Source organism: Lysinibacillus sp. NPDC097214 (assembly GCF_050277945.1).
GTDB classification, from domain to species: Bacteria; Bacillota; Bacilli; order Bacillales_A; family Planococcaceae; genus Lysinibacillus; species Lysinibacillus xylanilyticus_B.
On record NZ_JBNNSS010000003.1, the window covers coordinates 190,183 to 209,181 of the forward strand.

Sequence of the window (18,999 nt, forward strand, 5' to 3'; positions counted from 1 at the left end):
TATGATTCGTCAAGAGAAAATGACGGTCGTCTCTCAAAAGCAAATTGCGACAAACATTTTCGAATTGACACTTCGTGGAGAACTGGTTCAGGATATGACACCTGGCCAGTTTGTCCATGTAAAGGTGTCAGATTCAATGGAGCCGCTTTTACGTCGACCAATTAGTATTGCAAACATAGATAAAGACAACAACGAATTTACAATGATTTATCGTGCGGAAGGTCGCGGAACACAAGTTTTAGCGACAAATCGTGAAGGACAGCTAGTCGATGTTCTTGGTCCAATCGGTAATGGGTTCCCGGTAGAAGCAGTAAAAGAGGGAGGCACAGCCCTACTAGTTGGTGGAGGAATCGGTGTACCTCCATTACACGAGCTTTCCAAGCAATTGAACGCACGTGGTGTTAAAACAATTCATGTGCTTGGCTTTCAAACGGAAGATGTATGCTTCTACGAGGAAGAATTCAGTGCCCTTGGAGAAACGCATTATGTAACAGTTGACGGCTCTAAAGGAACAAAAGGCTTTGTGACAAATGTTTTAGAGTCTCAAGCACCTGAATTCGATGTCTTTTATTCATGCGGTCCTCTACCAATGTTAAAAGCACTTGAAGGCTTCTATCCAGAAAAAGAAGGTTATTTATCATTTGAAGAGCGTATGGGCTGTGGTATCGGTGCTTGTTTTGCATGTGTATGTAAAACAACAGATCAAGTAGCAAAAGACTATGTCAAAGTATGCTCTGACGGTCCAGTTTTCCCGAAAGGTACGGTGGCATTATGAGTCGTTTAAACATTCAATTACCAGGTATAGATTTAAAAAATCCAATAATGCCAGCTTCAGGTTGCTTTGGCTTTGGACGTGAATATGCGCAGCTTTATGATTTATCAAAACTTGGCGCTATTATGATTAAAGCTACGACTGTGGAAACACGTCCGGGCAATCCAACTCCACGTGTCGCTGAAACAGCAGCAGGAATGCTGAATGCCATTGGTTTACAAAATCCCGGTATCGAAAAAGTAATGAACGAAGAATTAAAGTTTCTAGAAGCGTATGATGTGCCAATTATTGCAAATGTTGCTGGTACAGAGACAGCTGACTACGTAGAAGTAGCGCAACGCATTTCGACTGCGCCTAATGTGAAAGCATTAGAACTGAACATTTCTTGTCCGAACGTTAAATGTGGTGGTATTCAATTTGGTACAGACCCAGCAACTGCACGTGAGCTAGTGAAAGCTGTCAAAGCTGTTTCTGAAGTACCTGTATACGTGAAATTGTCCCCTAATGTAACGAATATCGTAGAAATTGCACAAGCTGTTGAAGCTGGTGGTGCAGATGGCATTACAATGATTAATACACTTATCGGTATGCGTTTAGACGAGCGTACAGGCAAGCCAGTGATTGCTAATGGTACAGGCGGCTTATCAGGTCCAGCCGTAAAGCCAGTTGCGATTCGTATGGTCTATGAGGTGTATAAGGCTGTCAATATTCCGATTATTGGGATGGGTGGCGTGACAGAAGCGCAGGATGTTATAGACTTTATGTCAGCCGGCGCATCTGCAGTTGCTGTTGGAACAGCAAACTTTGTGGATCACTTCGTTTGTCCAAATATAATTGATGAACTACCAGCAAAGCTCGATCAATTAGGAGTAGAGCATATTTCAGAAATTATCGGAAGGAGCCATCGTTCATGAATACAAAACCAATACTTGCACTAGATTTCCCTGGAGAAACAGAAGTAGTCAACTTTCTAAAGCATTTTAATGAGCCTCTTTTCGTAAAAATTGGTATGGAATTATATATGCAGGAAGGGCCAGATATTGTACGAAAAGTAAAAGATCTAGGTCATGATATTTTCCTTGATTTAAAGCTACACGATATTCCTAATACAGTTGGCTCTGCTATGAAAGGTCTAGCAAAATTAGGCGTAGATTTAGTCAACGTTCATGCGGCAGGCGGACGTCCGATGATGGAGGCAGCACTTGAGGGTCTTGAAGCGGGTACACCTGCAGGACGTGAACGTGCAGCATTAATTGCTGTAACACAGCTGACTTCTACAACAGAAGAGCAAATGCAAGCAGAGCAAAAAATTTCTTTATCTCTACAGGAATCTGTATTACATTATGCAAGCTTAACAAAACAAGCTGGTTTAAATGGTGTTGTCTGCTCTGTACATGAGGCAAAAGCAATTGCTGAAGTGTGCGGTGAAGATTTCTTACGTGTGACACCTGGTATCCGATTAGCAGGTGGCGACGCACACGATCAAAAGCGCATTGCAACACCAGACGGCGCAAAACGTGACGGTTCTTCGTTAATCGTCGTTGGACGTGCCGTTACAGGTGCACAAGATCCAGTAGCAGCATATAAAATCGTAAGTGAATTATGGGAGGCATAAATATGACATTACAAAATGAAATCGCACACGCTATGTTAAAAGTAGGCGCAGTAGAATTAAATCCAACAGAACTATTCACATGGGCATCAGGCATTAAATCCCCAATCTACTGTGATACACGCTTAACAATCTCTGACCCTGTAATTCGTAAGCAATTAGCAAACGGTCTAGCATCTCTAATTAAAGAAAACTTTGGACCAACAGAAATCGTAGCAGGTACAGCAACAGCAGGCATTCCACATGCCGCTTGGGTAAGTGATATTTTAGATTTACCGATGGTTTATGTACGCTCTAAAGCAAAAGAGCATGGCCGTGGTAACCAAATCGAAGGAAAATACGCAGCAGGTCAGAAAGTCGTTGTAGTAGAAGACATCGTTTCTACAGGCGGCTCATCGATCACAGCTGTAGAAGCCTTACGCGCTGCAGGTTGTGAAGTACTAGGCGTTGTTTGTGTCTACACTTACAATCTTCCACGTGCTGAACAAGCATTTGAAGAGGCAGGCATTCAGTATGTATCGCTAACAAATTTCGATTATTTAATTGAAGCAGCGAACGAATCAGGCGCTATTCAAGAAGAAGATATTCCATTCTTAAAAGACTGGCATGGAAAATTAAAAGCGGGCGAGCTTTAATTCTTTGTGCAAGCACAAAGCTGATTCCGGACGCAATTATGCCGAGGCATAATTGATTATAAAAAAGGGTGGTATGAAAAAATTCATACCACCCTTTCATTTGTTGAAAAACTATTGCGTCATAATAAAGACCGTCTACAGACTCAATATATTTTCGAGTTTGTTTACAGTCTGAAAGGTCAGAAGAATTTTTGCTAATGTTGAAGTGCTTGAGATAGGTGATTTCTTAAAAAAAGTAGAATAACACGCAATAAGAGATACACGATATGTGAAGTGGTTGATTGGAGTGGAGGCTGGGCGACTCCTTGGGGATTAGCGATAGGGGAACGAAGGCTAAGAACATCACATCCTGTGATAACGCCTTCGTGACCAACATCGTGTTGGCCCGAGACCCTGGAGCGAGCATCGCGAGTGAAGCGGCTCATCGGACGCCCCCAGGAAGCTTTGCTCTGTGCGAAAGCGAAGCGGCAGCAACAAAGCGCCCAGCCGGAACGGAAATCAACCCCTCGCTTTGACGGAGAACTACACTTTATTTAATCATTTACAGTAGCGGTGAAATGAGTCGCGTAAGAGATTCAAGCATGCGTTTTTGAATACTTCGCTTTTGAAATGACGCCCATGTAATTTCTATGGAGTCTTTAAAATCTTGTTCAAAATCATTTTTAATATCTAGAACCGTTTTCGTTTCATATAAGACTGCAATGAGTTCATAATTTAGCTCAAAACTACGAATATCCATATTTGCTGTACCAATTGTTGCAACTTCATCATCAACAAGTACAATCTTAGCATGCATAAAAGCATCTTTAAGGCGGTAAATGGAGACGCCTGCTTTTAAGAGTGGAGTAAAGTATGATTGGGATGCTTGATCACTAATGATACTATCGCCTTTTCCAGGATATAAAATACGGACATCTACTCCGGAAAGTGCACTCAAACGTAATAATGTTAATGTTTCCTGATCAGGAATGAAGTATGGAGTAGCAATCCAAATGGATTTTTTTGCAGAGCCCATAATTTTCAATAAAGCATTCCGAATACTTGTATCTTCTGAGCTAGGTCCACTTGCAACGATTTGTACGGCACCTTCTGCCTGATGAGTTCCTTGACTTGGAAAGTATGAGTTATCCATAAATTGATTCCAAGACGCAGTATTTAAATTACTAGTGGCATAGAGAAAATCTTCTAGGAAAATGGACTGTAGTTTATATAATGCTTTTCCTTCTATTTTTAAATGGCTATCACGCCAAATAGGAAACTTCTTCGAACGACCGAGATATTCATCCCCGACATTGAGTCCACCTGTAAACCCAATTGCCCCATCTACAATAACAATTTTACGGTGGTTACGATAATTGACGGTTTCTAATAGCCAAGGTGAAAGAATAGAATCAAACTCGACTACTTCAATTCCTGCGTCTTTCATTGGTTGTAAGAAACTCCTACGTAATTTACTACTTCCAAGTCCATCGTAAAGAAAACGTACGATCACACCAGATTTTGCTTTTCTTATTAAGGCATCTCGAATTGAAGTGCCGATTTCATCTGATCGATAAATATAGTATTGAATATGAATATGATGTGTAGCATTTTCAATCGCTTGTAGGATTTCAGTAAATGCTTCATCTCCGTTTGTTAAGAGCTTTGTTGCTGTATCATTAGCTAGAGGACCGCCGCCAAATTTTTGGATAACCTGTGCTAAATAGGTGGATCGTTCATTTAAAGGGCAAGAGGGTTCTAAATTAAAACTTCTTCCTGCTAAAAGTTCACGGAATAACTTTCTTTTTTCTTCTGAACGAGATAAATGTTTCTTTCTTCTCCAGCGACTTCTTCCGAATAGTAAGTACAGAAGTAAACCGATAACAGGGAGAATGGTTAATACTAAAAACCAAGCCAATGTACTTTGCGGGGAACGATTTTCAATAAAAATAATGAAGGCAATCCCAATAAGTGTGATAGGCCATAGTAAACCAATTAAGGTAGATAAGGGAATAACGGACTTATTTAAGAATATGAGCATAATTGCTGCTATTGTAAATACAAATAGCAATTGGACAACGCGATTTTTCATATGTATACATGTCACCTATCCTTTCTTACATATAATCTCTATAAGAGGAAGTAGTACTTTAATAGTTTTATGATAAATTGTTTTCTTTTTTTTTACAATATAGACATTTCTACTCCAACGTATATTGTTACGTTTTTAGTGTAATGAGCGAATCACATCGTTAAAATAAGGGGAGTCAATCGCCAATGTATTATGAAAAACTTAAGAAATGTTCGGTAAATTGGATATCCGAAATAATGTAAATAGTAATTTTCCTTCTTGATTCTTAGATGGGTATCACACTCGGAAACACGAAAATGTAGTCAGCGATTAAAAGTGCAATCACGATAAAAAGCAGCAAAAAATTAAATTGTATATAGGCCTGTTTAAAAGTGTTGAACTTGCTTAACCAAAAGGGGCAAGAAAAAATAATCTTTGCGCTAGGGATAGTACTTTCATCAAATTAAACCGGAATCAAGAATAATATCTATTTTAAGTAAAGAAATTATTTGTTTTTTTACACAAAAAAAGGAAGAAGAAGTCCGTAAAAAAAATCTCTTGAGAAATTGGATTAAATTATTTTTTTGCGGTAACATTATTTGCTTCAGGGAGTTAATGCGATAAAAGAAAAAATTATACATTGATAGTGATTGGGTAATGAGTATAACTATGGTAAATTATAAAAAATCGTCTGAAAAGCTTTAATAATAAAAAAATTCTAATAAATTTAAATATTGTGAGGGGGATTTAAAAAGAGTAAATAAATTATTTACTATATTGTGATAATAAAAAAATAATACTTTAAACCGATAAAGTGAAGATTAAGCAAGTTTTCATTTAAGAGAAAAATAAATTTATTGAGTAAAATCGGAATAGTTGTATGGTTTAGTTTGTATATAAGAATATAAGAAATGTAAAAATTCACTTGATTATATGTATGATTTCTAGATAAAATGATAGCATACTTAATTATCTGAATATTATATTATTTGGTACTTATTTTTAATTCTTTATAAAGGAGAAATAATATTTTTTAAAAGTATTTTAAATTGATGATTTTTTATTTCGATATGATTGTGAAATAAGTTTATCAAAATCGGCGTTTTTTTCGGAATATTAAATCAATAAAACGAATGCCTAAAAGTGAATTTTTGTGAAAAATTCTTAGCGCGCGGTATCTAACTCTCTACATTTGCAGCAGTAGTTAAGTAAAAACTTTTAAAAGGTGTGATATAAAATGAGCTTAATGTTAGAAGTGAAAAACCTTAAAACTGGCTTTGATATAGATGGAGAAATATATCATGCAGTGGATGATGTTTCATTTTCGGTTAAATCAGGTCAGATCGTTGGAGTAGTTGGTGAATCTGGATGTGGGAAAAGTGTAATGTCTCTTTCTATTATGCAGCTGCTTCCTAAAGGAATTGGTCAAATCACTGGCGGGGAAATAAAATTCCATGGGAAAAACATAGAAAGTCATTCGAGCGACGAGATGAATAAAATTAGGGGAAAAGATATAAGCATGATTTTCCAAGAACCTATGACATCCTTAAACCCAGTTTTTACTATAGGCTCACAAATTGAAGAAATTATGCTTAATCATAGTAAGATTTCGAAGGCTGAGGCTAAAAATAAAGCGATTGATTTATTAAAACAGGTTGGTATTCCAAGAGCTGAAAAAATTGTAGATGAATACCCTCATCAATTGTCAGGCGGTATGAGACAAAGGGTAATGATTGCTATTGCCATCGCTTGTCAGCCTAGACTTTTAATAGCGGATGAACCAACTACTGCACTTGATGTAACTGTACAAGCTCAAATACTAGAATTATTGAAAAATATTCAAGAGAAAAATAACATGTCTATTGTATTGATAACTCACGATTTAGGTGTAGTTGCGGAAATGTGTGATGAAGTAATTGTTATGTATGCAGGGAAGATTGTAGAACGGACAAATGTTGATAATTTGTTTTACAATCCCAAACACCCTTATACGAAACTCTTGATGGCGTCGATTCCGAGGATAGATATAGAAGTGAATGAGTTAACGACTATTAAAGGTATAGTACCTTCTTTAAAAAATATGCCTCAACTAGGCTGCCGTTTTGTTGATAGATGCCCGTCGGCTTTGCCTGAATGTAGCAAAGTTTCGCCGCAACTTGTCAACGTGGGTGACAATCATGAAGTCTCTTGTTTACTTTTTGAAGGCAGTAATTCTAGAAAGGGTGTGAGCTGACAACATGGAGCAAACAGCAATGAAACAAAATAAAGAAAATTTATTGGAGTTAATTAATTTAAAAACCTATTACCCGATTAAAGGTGGATTTTTCAAACATACGATTGGCCATGTTAAAGCAGTTGATAATATTTCTTTTTCCATAAAAAGCGGTGAAACATTAGGGTTGGTTGGCGAATCTGGTTGTGGAAAATCTACAACTGGTCGCACTATTTTAAGATTGTTAGATTCAACGGATGGAAAAATCATTTTTAACGGTCAGGATATTACGAAGTTACATGGGAAATCATTAAGGGAAATAAGGAAAGATATCCAAATGGTATTTCAAGATCCCTATGCATCGTTAAACCCGATGCAAATGGTAGGTAGTATCATAGCTGAACCAATCATGAATTTCCATAAAAAATCACTGAAATCTTTAAAAAATGAAGTGATGGAGCTTTTACAAAAAGTAGGTTTACCAGAAGATGCTTATTACAAGTATGCACATGAATTTTCAGGTGGTCAGCGTCAACGCATTGGTATTGCGAGAGCACTTGCGCTTAGGCCAAAACTAATTATAGCAGATGAACCAGTTTCAGCCTTAGACGTATCTGTACAATCTCAGGTTCTTAATCTGCTAAAAGAGTTGCAGGATGAGTTTGACTTAACATTTTTATTTATTGCACATGATTTAAGTGTTGTAAAACATATGAGTGATCGAATCGGTGTTATGTATTTAGGAAATATTGTGGAGATTGCAGATAAGGAACATATTTATGAGGAACCATTGCATCCTTATACACAGGCATTAATATCCGCAATACCAGTACCTGATCCAAGGAAAAAGAGTAGTCGTATAGTATTAGAAGGTGATATCCCTAGTCCGGCTAATCCGCCAAAGGGGTGTCCTTTCCATCCACGGTGTCCGAAGGCTATGGCAGAGTGTTCATTATCAAAACCAACCTTAAAGGAGGTGAAGCAGGGGCATAGAGTTGCATGCCATTTATATTAAAAAATAACAAGAGAATAGTGTATTAATTATTTTCAAAATAAAATTCACGGGGGGATAAAGAATGAAAAAATCAGCATTATGGGCTTTCATGCTTATGCTAGTTATGGCATTGTTTTTAGCCGCATGTAATAGCGACAACGCAACAACTGACAAAGATAAGGAAAAAGACAAGGGAGATTCCACGAAGACTAGTGAAACAGCAAAAGGTGGAGTTGTAACTTTTGGTACTGACCAAGCACCTGAAGGCGTATTTGATCCTGCCTTTAATGGAAGTATTGTAGATTCTTATATCCAAAATTTCACAATGGATGGTATTTATGATGTAAATGATAACTTAGAATATGTTCCTAATTTAGCAACTTGGGACATTAGTGAGGATAAATTAACGTATACGTTTAACCTTAAGAAAGGTGTAAAATGGCACAATGGTGAGGAGTTAACTGTTGATGACTGGGTATTTGCATTAGAGACACTAGCTGATAAGGATTACGATGGCCCACGATTCAATTATGTTGAGAACATCAAAGGTGCAACAGCAAAAAAAGAAGGGAAAGCTGACAAAATCGAAGGAATTGAAGTCGTTGATCCCTACACTGTAAAAATTATTTTTGAAAAAGTGAAATTAAATAATTTGGAAAATCTTTGGGATAAGCCAATGCCAAAAAAACATTATGAAGGCATTGCTGTTAAAGACTTAAGCGAGTCGAAACAAGTTCGTGAAAATCCAGTTGGCTTAGGGCCGTTTAAAGTGAAAAAGGTTGTAGCTGGTGAATATTCTGAATTAGAGCGTTTTGATGATTACTGGAAGGGCAAGCCACAGCTTGATGGGATAATTGTAAAAGTAATTGACCCATCATTGGCAGTTGGTGCGTTCCAAAACGGAGATATTGACATCATGGATATTAGACCACAAGCTGTTAAAGAATTGTCAGCATTAGATAACGTACGCATTGAAGAAACGAATGGTGTAAGTTACTCATATATCGGTCTTCGTTTTGGTCATCGTGATAAAGCTACTCTTAAAAATGTAGCAGATTTTGATAAGTTTAAATCAAAAGAATTGCGTCAAGCACTATTATACGCAATTAACCGTCCAGCAATGATCGATGCTTTCTTAGAAGGAAAAGCTGATGTTGCGAATACTGTAATTCCGCGTGCCTTCTGGATTGCTGCAGAGGAATCTGACTTAAATCAATATGAATATAATCCAGAAAAGGCTAAAGAGCTACTTAAGTCTGCAGGTTATGAAGATAAAGATGGCGATGGATTTGTAGAAGATCCTAAAGGTAAGCCATTTAAAATTTCGTTTGGTCACTATGCAGGTCCTGCTGCCTTTGAGGGTCGCTCTCAAGCGATTATTCAAGGTTGGAATGATATCGGAGTGAAAACAGAATTAGCTACTGGTACATTAATAGAATTCAACTTATACAATGATATGAAAGATAATGATGATGCTGCATTAGAAGCATTCTTCGGTTCTTGGAGTACTGGTTCAGATCTTGACCCAACTGGATTATGGGGTAACAATGCAGAATGGAACTATGGTCGCTATGTAGATGCTAAAAACCAAGAATTATTAGATAAAGGCTTAAGTGAAGAAGGATTTGACAAAGAGAAGCGTAAGCAAACTTATGTGGAATGGCAAAAATACTTCAATGAAGAATTACCAGCACTTCCATTATGGGAAAACTTTGATTTATATGGCATTAATAAACGATTAGAAGGTGTTCATATCAACGCTGTTGGTTTCCAAACAGATGTTTACAAATGGTACATTAAGGAATAAATTGTAAACTAACTAAACCTACTAACTAGGTCCACTTCATGAATTGGGCCTAGTTAGTAAATTTCTAGATAAGGAGACGTCATATGCTTCAATACACACTTCGAAGATTACTAGGCATGATCCCATTGCTACTCCTTATTTCGTTGGTGGTATTCTTTTTAGCTAAAATGATGCCAGGAGATCCGTTTGGTGGAGAAATCAATCCGTCTAATACGAATCCACAATACATCGAAGAAATGAGAGAAAAATTAGGCTATAATGATCCGATTATCAAGCAATATGGTAGATGGATTTCTAATTTAGCACAAGGGGATTTTGGAAAATCGACTGTTTATAAAAAACCAGCTGCAGAGATTATTGCTCAGAGGATACCTAATACAATATTCTTGGCATTAACATCATTAATTTTCACGTACATTTTTGCGTTTATTATGGGGATGTATGCTGGAAGAAAACCTTATACACTTGGGGATAATTTGATTGCGACTTATAATTATTTAGCTTTAGCAATTCCATCATTTGTTGCAGGAATTGTTGCTATTTACTTTTTCTCCTTTAAACTAGGATGGTTCCCTTTCACTGGCTCCATAGGTGTAGGTATGGAAGCAGGAACTTGGGAATATTACTTGAGTAGGTTCCATCATGTTTTATTACCGGCACTTATATTAGGATTAATGGGAACAGCGTCCTATACACAATTTTTACGAAATGACATTATTGAAAATAGTAGAAAAGATTTTGTCAGAACTGCAAGAGCAAAAGGAACAAAGGAATCAAAAATTTATAACAAACATATTTTACGCAATTCGATCATTCCGATTATTACGTTTCTTGGTTTTGATATCGCAACATTGATTAGTGGTGCCGTAATAACAGAAACGATCTTTACTTATCCTGGAATAGGTGCACTCTTCTTAGAATCAGTTGGAAGAAGAGATTATGCAGTGATGATGTCGATAACTATGTTACTTTCGTTTTTAACACTTTTTGGAAATTTGGTAGCGGATATATTATATGGTGTGGTAGATCCGCGTATTAGACTAGATTAAGGAGGGGGTATTATGACAATGGTAACTAATCAAGAAGTTTTAACTCCAAAAACACCGAAAAAAAGCCCCTCGCCATGGGTGATAGCGAGACGGAAGTTCTTTAAAAATAAATTAGCGATGATTAGTCTTATCTTTCTACTAATAGTTATCATTCTATCGTTTTTAGCTCCATATATTACAACAAAAGATATTGTACGTGTCGATTTTATGAAAATTGGTTTGCCTCCATCAAGTGAGCATTGGTTAGGAACGGATTCGAATGGACGTGATGTTTTTACTAGAATGCTCTACGCGGGAAGATCCTCTTTAGTAGTTGGATTAGGCTGTATGTTTTTTATTGTTATAATCGGAACTATGGTTGGTTCGATTTCAGGGTATTTTGGGGGAAAAATAGATCAAATGTTAATGCGATTTACTGACTTCGTATTAATGTTTCCATTTTTAGTATTTGTCATTGTTTTAAATACGATTCTTTCAGGAAAAGTATCTGGTTTATGGACATTAATAATTGTCATTTCCCTTTTAACCTGGGGAAGTGTTGCAAGGATAGTGCGTAGTAGGGTGCTAGCTGAAAAGGAAAATGAATATATATTAGCAGCGCAATCAATTGGTTGTAAACCTTCAAAAATAATCATTAAGCACTTATTGCCAAACGTTGCCTCGACGATTATTGTACAAGCAACATTATTAATGGCCGTAACCATTGTTGCTGAATCCAGTTTAAGCTTTTTAGGATTTGGCGTACCAGCTGATACTCCAAGCTGGGGCAATATGTTATTTGAGGCTAGAAACTCAGAGGTACTAAAAGGAAAGCTGTGGATGTGGGTACCACCTGCAGCAGCCATTTCACTAGTTATTTTGTCGATCAACTTCATTGGAGAAGGATTAAAAGATGCATTAAATCCAAAATCAAGAAGGTAATTGGTTAAACTTAGAATTTGTTATTAAAGATAATTAGACACCTTTAAAAGTAATTAGCTCTTACTTTTAAAGGTGTCTAATTTTTATTTACATGAATATTTATGTTCGTAGGTAGGGGTAGATGAGTTTCAGTTAAACTCCTTAGATTGAATAATTTGCTAAGTTAATGCCTGCGCTCAAATCTCTATCCAGCTTTCATCTACAAGATCAGATATATAATTTACATTTAAATGTTCCATTACAATACGAGATGGCTGAGTTTTCACAATCTCATTAGAACACTGATGTAAATGATTTGTTCGAATGTCGTTAAGCCCATTCACTCATTAACCATTCAAAACCTTTTTTATCGCCAATAGTTGAACTTTCTTAACTGGTTTCGCGCCTTTGTGAAGCTGATAACGTTCTTGTTTTTTTCTCAGTCTCTACTTCCGAACGATAATTTGCTATTTCTACCTCAATTTTAGTAGCTGTAGTCTCTGCATGTCTTCCAAAAATCTGTTGTGCGGTGTTAAGAATGCTTTGACGCACTTCTTTATTTAAATCCATATAACTCTTAATGATATCCAGTTCTAATTCAGAGAGCTGGTTTTTTTGTGCGTATTCATCTAAGGAAAAAGTAGCGGATTGGACAAACATATCGCCTTCGCCAGTGTGTAGCCAATTTTCGTTTACATTGAATACTCGACAAATATCAGAAATTATTCTATCCGTTACCTCTCTAGCCCCGTTTTCTAAAGAAGAAATATGCGTTTGTGAAAGTTTCAGTCTGTGGCCCATTTCTTTTTGATTTAATCCAAGACTCTTTCTTAGTGACTTTAAGCGCTCATTCAAAAGTATTTCCCCTTTCTTACAGTTATCGTATATTACTTTTTAACTCATTGCAATATTTTTTAATTGAAACACATTGACTTTTAACTCAATAGAATATATATTCAACCCAATGAGGTGATAAGACGAAAACTTATTCAAGTTTAAAGCTTATACGACGGTATCAACGTCAATCGAATATGAAAGGGATGAGTGAAATGCGTGATCGAATCCTTACAGTAGAAGAAATAGAAGCTGTTAAACAGTTAGATACTTATTTAAAAATGTTGACACCTCAACAAAAGCGTGAATTTGCATTGTTGATTCGAGGAGCAATGGTGGCTATGCAGTCAGTTGAACGGAAGGATAAACACTCTGAAACATTAGCGTAATTTTATTATTAAGAAAGGGGAGATTGTTTGAATACAGCAAATGACCTATTAACAATTAGAAATCTCACTACAAGTTTCCGTATTAAAGAAACTTACCACGCTGCTGTAGATGATGTCTCACTTTCGCTTAAAAAAAATGAAGTATTAGCAATCGTTGGGGAATCGGGTTGTGGTAAAAGTACATTAGCAACTACTATTGTAGGCTTGCACAATGAAATTAACACAAAGGTTACGGGTGAAATTCTTTATAATAATCAAAATTTAACGAAACTAAATGAACAGAAATTTAATAGATTACGCGGTAATGATATAGGTTTTATTTTTCAAGACCCCCTTTCAGCTCTCAATCCGTTAATGCGGATTGGAGAACAAATTGCAGAAGGGCTCATGTATCATTCAAAACTCTCAAAGCAACAGCGCGAGAAGAGAGTAATAGAATTATTGAATCAGGTAGGTATTTCTAATCCGGAACGTGTGGTAAGACAATTCCCTCATCAATTGTCTGGTGGAATGCGTCAACGTGTCATGATTGCCATTGCATTGTCCTGTAAACCATCTATTTTAATTGCAGATGAACCGACAACGGCTCTAGATGTGACGATTCAAGCTCAAATACTGGATCTATTAAAGGCACTACAGTCAGAAACTGAGACAGGTATTATCTTAATTACACATGATTTAGGTGTTGTGGCAGAAATGGCTGATCGAGTTGCGGTAATGTATGCAGGTGAAGTAGTAGAAGAAGCACCTGTTCAAAAATTATTTACGAATGCTAAACATCCTTACACTCGTTCATTGTTGAATTCTATTCCACAAACACATAGGGAAAATGAAAGACTTGAAGTTATTCAAGGTATGGTGCCATCGCTGGTGAATTTACCTCGTGAAGGCTGCCGATTTTCAGCACGAATACCGTGGATTGATACATTTGCACATGAAAGAAAACCACAATTACATGAAATTGCACCAGGTCATTTTGTTAGATGTACCTGCTGGAAACACTTTCATTTAGAAGGTGAAGAAGGAGGCGGGGCTGTATGAGCTTTATGCAAATTAATGATCTAAACGTTCATTACCCAATTCGAGGGGGCTTTTTTAATACAGTCATCGATAAGGTATATGCGGTTGATGGTGTCACAATGGAATTTGAAAAAGGAAAAACATATGGTTTAGTTGGAGAATCAGGTTCTGGAAAATCGACAACAGGGAAGGCCATTATAGGTCTAGAAAAAATCACCTCGGGTCAAATTCTCTATGAAGGTGAGAATGTTACAAACAAGCGTAGAAATCGTGATTCAGCTTATAACAAAGATATTCAAATGATTTTCCAAGATTCTCATTCTAGTATGAACCCTAGAAAACGTGTATTAGACATTTTAGCAGAGCCTATTCGGAATTTTATGAAGCTGAGTGATCAAGAGGAACGTAAGCGCATTAAAGAGTTACTTGCAATTGTAGGTATGTCTGAAGATGTAATGTTAAAGTATCCGCATGAATTTTCTGGTGGTCAAAAGCAACGTCTTGGAATCGCGCGTGCCGTTGCTTGTAATCCAAAAATGATCATTGCTGATGAACCCGTATCTGCACTGGATTTATCCGTACAAGCACAGGTGCTAAACTTTATGAAAGATATTCAAAATGAGTATGGACTTACTTATTTATTCATTTCACATGATCTAGGTGTTGTAAAACATATGTGCGATTATATATCCATTATGTATAAAGGACGCTTCGTGGAAACAGGTACGAGAAGTGATATCTATATGGATCCGCAACATATTTACACAAAACGTCTCTTGTCTGCCATTCCAAATATTGCGCCAGAGACACGCTTGGAGCGTAAATTAATTCGACAAAAAGAAGAAGAGAACTATCAGAATGAGCAACATCAATATTATGATGAGCATGGAAAAGTATACCCGCTAAAATCCATTTCAGAAACGCATATGGTTGCGATGTCAGGGGGTATATAAAATGTGGAAAACGATTGCTAGACGAACAATTTTAATGATCCCTCAAATGTTTGTGCTAAGCCTAATTATCTTTATTTTGGCGAAGCAAATGCCAGGTGACCCATTTACAGGGCTGATTACACCAGAATCAGATCCTACACGTATCGAAGAATTGAGAATTCAGGCAGGCTATTACGACCCTTGGTATGTGCAATACTACCATTGGATCACAAATGCTTTTCAAGGTGATTTTGGACAAAGCTATACATATAAAATTGCGGTGTCCACACTGATTGGTGAGCGCGCATTAAATACATTTTGGCTCGCTCTACTAAGTGCGATTCTAGTTTATGCGATTGCCATTCCATTAGGAATGATTGCTGGTCGCAAGCAAGATACTTTGCTCGATAAGTCGATTACACTATATAGCTTTATAAGCTACGCGATACCCACTTTTGTCTTGGGGCTAATTTTCTTATATATTTTTGGTTATCGTTTAATGTGGTTCCCGACGAGTGGAACAGTTGATGTAGGTGTAGAACCAGGAACGCTTGAATATTACTGGAATCGTCTCTATCATTTAATTTTACCTGCAATGACATATGCAATTTTAGGTACAACGACGATTATTCAATATTTGCGTTCGGAAATTATCGATGCTAAGACACAGGATTACGTTAAAACAGCACGTAGTAAAGGTGTACCGATGAAAAGAATCTATAGAAGACATATTTTTCGCAATTCCTTATTGCCTATTGCAGCCTTCCTTGGTTTTACAATTACAGGTTTATTGGGTGGTTCGATTTTCATAGAAACAATTTTTGGCTTCCCGGGCATGGGACAATTATTCATCCATTCTATAACGAGTCGCGATTATAGTGTGATTACAGCTCTCGTTATGCTTTATGGCTTCTTAGCATTATTAGGTAGTCTACTGTCAGATATTATTATGAGCATTGTTGATCCACGTATCCGCATAGACTAACCGTTAAATTTAATGTGTAAGGAGAGGTGAATAAAAAATGGAACAAAAAAATGACAAAATGACAGTTGAAAGTACCCCGCCAACAGGGATACAAGTTATCATACGTGAATTTCGAAAAGATAAGCTAGCGTTATTTTCATTCTTCGTCATAATTTTACTGATTATTGCGATATTAATTATAGCAATATTTATGAACCAAGATGAAATTTTAAAAATTAAATTATTAGAGCGTTTTACAAAGCCGGGTGTAAATGGTTATGTTCTTGGGGCTGATGAAGCTGGGCGTGATATGTTTGGACAGCTTATAATCGGCGCGAAAAATTCCATTCTAATTGCAATAGCTATTACGCTTATCGCCAATACAATCGGGATTGCACTCGGTATTATAATGGGCTATTATGGCGGCTTTATTGATAATTTTTTTATGCGTATCATCGATTTTCTCATGACATTACCAACCTTAATGATTATCATCGTGCTAGTTACAATTATTCCTAAATATGGTGTTGTTGAGTTGATTCTGATATTAAGTGCCTTTCAATGGATAGGGACAGCGCGTTTAATCCGTAGTAGAGCCTTATCAGAAGGACGCCGTGATTATGTGAATGCCTCTAAAACAATGGGCACTAGCGATTTTGCCATTATGTTTAAGGGGATATTACCAAATTTGAGCTCGTTGCTTATTGTAGAACTAACCTTAAATTTTGCAGGGAATGTTGGTATTGAAACAGGTCTATCATTTTTAGGCTTTGGTTTACCCCCAACTACACCTAGCTTAGGGACTCTCGTAAGCTATGCAACGAATCCAATTGTATTATCTACTAAGTGGTGGATATGGTTGCCTGCATCATTATTAATTTTAATATTGATGCTTGGTATAAATTATGTCGGTCAAGCGCTACGACGGTCGGCTGACGCAAAACAACGATTAGGATAAAAGGGAGGATTTACACATGAAGAAGAATTGGTTATTCTTGTCCGTGCTGTTTGCATTCATGCTTATTTTAGCAGCCTGTACGGGTGGCGGTGGAGCTGATAAAGGCTCAAAATCTGATGATAAAGAGAAAACAGAAGAAAAAGAAACAGTTAAAGAAAAGGAAAGTTTACTACCAACTGAAGTGACAAATGAAGGAGAGGCGATTCAGGGAGGTACATTGCGAGTAGGTCTTGTAACAAGTTCTCCATTCCAAGGGATTTTTAACAGGGAACTTTATGAAGATGGATATGATTCAGAAATTATGGGTTATATGACTAACTCTATTTTTAATGTAGATAGCGACTTTGTGATTAATAATGAAGGGGCTGCAAAATTAGAGGTTGATACAGAAGCGAAAACAGCAACAGTAACCATTCAAGGGGATTATAAATGGTCTGATGGCACACCATTAACTGCAGATGATTTAATGTACCCATATTTAATTATCGGACACCCAGATTATCCTGGAGTACGTTATGATGGTGATTTCAAAAATATTGTCGGTGCAGAAGAATATCATAACGGTAAAGCAGATACAATCTCAGGTATTACAAAAGTTAACGATAAAGCAATTCAAATTCAATTAAAGGAAGTATCACCTGCCATTTATTATGGTGGTGATGGTTTATGGGGATCTGCGGAACCGATGCATCAATTAGAGTCTATTCCGGTAAAAGATTTAATTTCTTCCGACGCGGTACGAAAAAACCCTGTAACGCTTGGACCATTTAAAATAGATAAACTTGTGAATGGTGAGTCTGTACAATTTGTAGCAAATGAGCATTACTTTAAAGGAAAGCCAAAAATTGATAAAGTTGTGCTTGAGGTTGTGCCACCAACTTCAATTAGTGAAGCATTACGAACAGGGAAATATGATCTTGCATCAAGTTTTGATACAAAAGAATATGATAACATTAAAGATTTAAGCAATTTAGCTATACTAGGTCGAGCGGAACTGGCTTATAATTATGTCGGCTTTAAATTAGGGAATTACGATAAAGAAAACAAAGTTAACATTTTTGATGGAAATTCAAAAATGAACAATATAGAGTTGCGTCAAGCAATTGCCTATGCAATGGATGTTGAGGGTGTTGCAGAGAAGTTCTACCAAGGGTTACGTGTACGTGCGAACTCTTTAATTCCCCCAGTATTTACATTCTATGATGAAACGTTAGAGGGCTACCATTATGACCCTGAAAAGGCTAAACAATTATTAGATCAAGCTGGCTATAAAGATGTGGATGGCGATGGTATTCGTGAAGATAAAGATGGTGAAAAATTCACAATTCGATTAGCTACAATGGCTGGCTCAGAAACGGACGATGCGATTGATGAATATTTCCGTCAGAACTGGAAAGAGGTTGGCTTAGATGTGCAATTAACTACAGGTCGTCCTATCGAATTTAATGCTTTCTATGATAAAGTCCGAGCAGATGATCCAGAAATCGATATGTTTATGGCAGCATGGGGCACGGGGACAAACCCATCTCCAGCAGGTTTATATAGTGACGATGCTGAATTTAACTTTAGCCGTTTCGTATCTGCCGATTTAACAAAATTATTAAAAGATATCGACTCTAAAGATTCGATGGATTTAGAAAAACGTACAAAAGCATTCCGTGCTTGGCAAGAATATATGAGTGAACAAGCGATGGTATTCCCAACATTCTTCCGCACTGAAGTTATTCCGGTGAATAAGCGTGTGAAAAACTATAATGTTGAGTATGGAAATTCTACAGAGCTGCAAGAAATTGAATTAACAGCAGAAGCACCATTGAAATAATTGAATGGAAGGACAGTCTTTCTTTATATGAGAAAGACTGTTTTTCATA

General features: G+C 36.9%; 17 protein-coding genes. 15 read left to right on the plus strand and 2 right to left on the minus strand.

Going from position 1 to position 18,999, the window contains the following annotated elements; translation table 11 throughout:
* Position 1 precedes the first annotated feature (1 nt).
* Genes ACQKMI_RS08165 through pyrE form a run of 4 tightly spaced genes read left to right on the plus strand, consistent with a single transcriptional unit; the run spans position 2 to position 3,019 of the window.
* The gene (locus ACQKMI_RS08165) at positions 2-775 is read left to right on the plus strand and encodes a dihydroorotate dehydrogenase electron transfer subunit (RefSeq protein WP_427488103.1); all 774 of its coding nucleotides are present in this window, start codon (positions 2-4) and stop codon (positions 773-775) included.
* Positions 772-1,686 (plus strand): dihydroorotate dehydrogenase, encoded by a 915-nt coding sequence (locus tag ACQKMI_RS08170; protein ID WP_427488104.1) that lies wholly within the window; start codon positions 772-774, stop codon positions 1,684-1,686. The genes ACQKMI_RS08165 and ACQKMI_RS08170 overlap by 4 nt, the downstream gene beginning before the upstream one ends.
* On the plus strand, positions 1,683-2,387 hold the full coding sequence (gene pyrF / locus ACQKMI_RS08175) for an orotidine-5'-phosphate decarboxylase (protein ID WP_427488105.1): 705 nt from the start codon (positions 1,683-1,685) through the stop codon (positions 2,385-2,387). The genes ACQKMI_RS08170 and pyrF overlap by 4 nt, the downstream gene beginning before the upstream one ends.
* Before the next feature lie 2 nt (positions 2,388-2,389).
* A complete protein-coding gene (gene pyrE / locus ACQKMI_RS08180) occupies positions 2,390-3,019 on the plus strand; it encodes an orotate phosphoribosyltransferase (RefSeq protein ID WP_427415724.1) in 630 nt (209 codons plus the stop codon).
* A 541-nt stretch (positions 3,020-3,560) separates the two neighbouring features.
* Here the strand turns inward: pyrE and ACQKMI_RS08185 are convergent.
* The gene (locus ACQKMI_RS08185; protein ID WP_427488106.1) at positions 3,561-5,090 is read right to left on the minus strand and encodes a cardiolipin synthase; all 1,530 of its coding nucleotides are present in this window, start codon (positions 5,088-5,090) and stop codon (positions 3,561-3,563) included.
* A gap of 1,216 nt (positions 5,091-6,306) precedes the next feature.
* Between ACQKMI_RS08185 and ACQKMI_RS08190 the strand changes: the two genes are divergently transcribed.
* The 5 genes from ACQKMI_RS08190 to opp4C all read left to right on the plus strand — a co-directional run bounded on the left by ACQKMI_RS08190 (position 6,307) and on the right by opp4C (position 12,052).
* Positions 6,307-7,302 carry an ABC transporter ATP-binding protein gene (locus ACQKMI_RS08190; protein WP_427488107.1) on the plus strand — a complete coding sequence of 332 codons (996 nt, stop codon included), beginning with the start codon at positions 6,307-6,309 and terminating at the stop codon, positions 7,300-7,302.
* A 4-nt stretch (positions 7,303-7,306) separates the two neighbouring features.
* The gene (locus tag ACQKMI_RS08195) at positions 7,307-8,296 is read left to right on the plus strand and encodes an ABC transporter ATP-binding protein (RefSeq protein WP_427488108.1); all 990 of its coding nucleotides are present in this window, start codon (positions 7,307-7,309) and stop codon (positions 8,294-8,296) included.
* Between the two features lie 61 nt (positions 8,297-8,357).
* Positions 8,358-10,082 (plus strand): oligopeptide ABC transporter substrate-binding protein, encoded by a 1,725-nt coding sequence (opp4A, locus tag ACQKMI_RS08200; protein WP_427488109.1) that lies wholly within the window; start codon positions 8,358-8,360, stop codon positions 10,080-10,082.
* An 83-nt stretch (positions 10,083-10,165) separates the two neighbouring features.
* Positions 10,166-11,131 carry an oligopeptide ABC transporter permease gene (gene opp4B / locus ACQKMI_RS08205; RefSeq protein ID WP_427488110.1) on the plus strand — a complete coding sequence of 322 codons (966 nt, stop codon included), beginning with the start codon at positions 10,166-10,168 and terminating at the stop codon, positions 11,129-11,131.
* A gap of 12 nt (positions 11,132-11,143) precedes the next feature.
* Positions 11,144-12,052 (plus strand): oligopeptide ABC transporter permease, encoded by a 909-nt coding sequence (gene opp4C, locus ACQKMI_RS08210; RefSeq protein ID WP_427488111.1) that lies wholly within the window; start codon positions 11,144-11,146, stop codon positions 12,050-12,052.
* A 369-nt stretch (positions 12,053-12,421) separates the two neighbouring features.
* On the opposite strand, the gene ACQKMI_RS08215 is transcribed toward opp4C, so the two are convergent.
* Positions 12,422-12,886, minus strand: coding sequence for a helix-turn-helix domain-containing protein (locus tag ACQKMI_RS08215; RefSeq protein WP_427488112.1), 465 nt, complete (start codon positions 12,884-12,886; stop codon positions 12,422-12,424).
* Between the two features lie 194 nt (positions 12,887-13,080).
* Between ACQKMI_RS08215 and ACQKMI_RS08220 the strand changes: the two genes are divergently transcribed.
* The 6 genes from ACQKMI_RS08220 to ACQKMI_RS08245 are packed head-to-tail and all read left to right on the plus strand — an operon-like array spanning position 13,081 to position 18,950.
* Positions 13,081-13,254 (plus strand): hypothetical protein, encoded by a 174-nt coding sequence (locus tag ACQKMI_RS08220; RefSeq protein WP_427488113.1) that lies wholly within the window; start codon positions 13,081-13,083, stop codon positions 13,252-13,254.
* Between the two features lie 27 nt (positions 13,255-13,281).
* Positions 13,282-14,295, plus strand: a complete 1,014-nt coding sequence (locus ACQKMI_RS08225; protein ID WP_427488114.1) for an ABC transporter ATP-binding protein — start codon at positions 13,282-13,284, stop codon at positions 14,293-14,295.
* Positions 14,292-15,227: an ATP-binding cassette domain-containing protein gene (locus ACQKMI_RS08230; RefSeq protein ID WP_427488115.1), complete on the plus strand. Its 936-nt coding sequence runs from the start codon at positions 14,292-14,294 to the stop codon at positions 15,225-15,227. Before ACQKMI_RS08225 ends, ACQKMI_RS08230 begins: the two co-directional genes overlap by 4 nt.
* A 1-nt stretch (position 15,228) precedes the next feature.
* Complete coding sequence (opp4B, locus tag ACQKMI_RS08235) at positions 15,229-16,191, plus strand: oligopeptide ABC transporter permease (protein ID WP_427488116.1); 963 nt, start codon at positions 15,229-15,231, stop codon at positions 16,189-16,191.
* 37 nt (positions 16,192-16,228) lie between these two features.
* Positions 16,229-17,128 carry an ABC transporter permease gene (locus tag ACQKMI_RS08240; RefSeq protein ID WP_427488117.1) on the plus strand — a complete coding sequence of 300 codons (900 nt, stop codon included), beginning with the start codon at positions 16,229-16,231 and terminating at the stop codon, positions 17,126-17,128.
* A 16-nt stretch (positions 17,129-17,144) separates the two neighbouring features.
* Positions 17,145-18,950, plus strand: coding sequence for an oligopeptide ABC transporter substrate-binding protein (locus ACQKMI_RS08245; protein ID WP_427488118.1), 1,806 nt, complete (start codon positions 17,145-17,147; stop codon positions 18,948-18,950).
* The last annotated feature ends 49 nt before the right edge of the window (positions 18,951-18,999 follow it).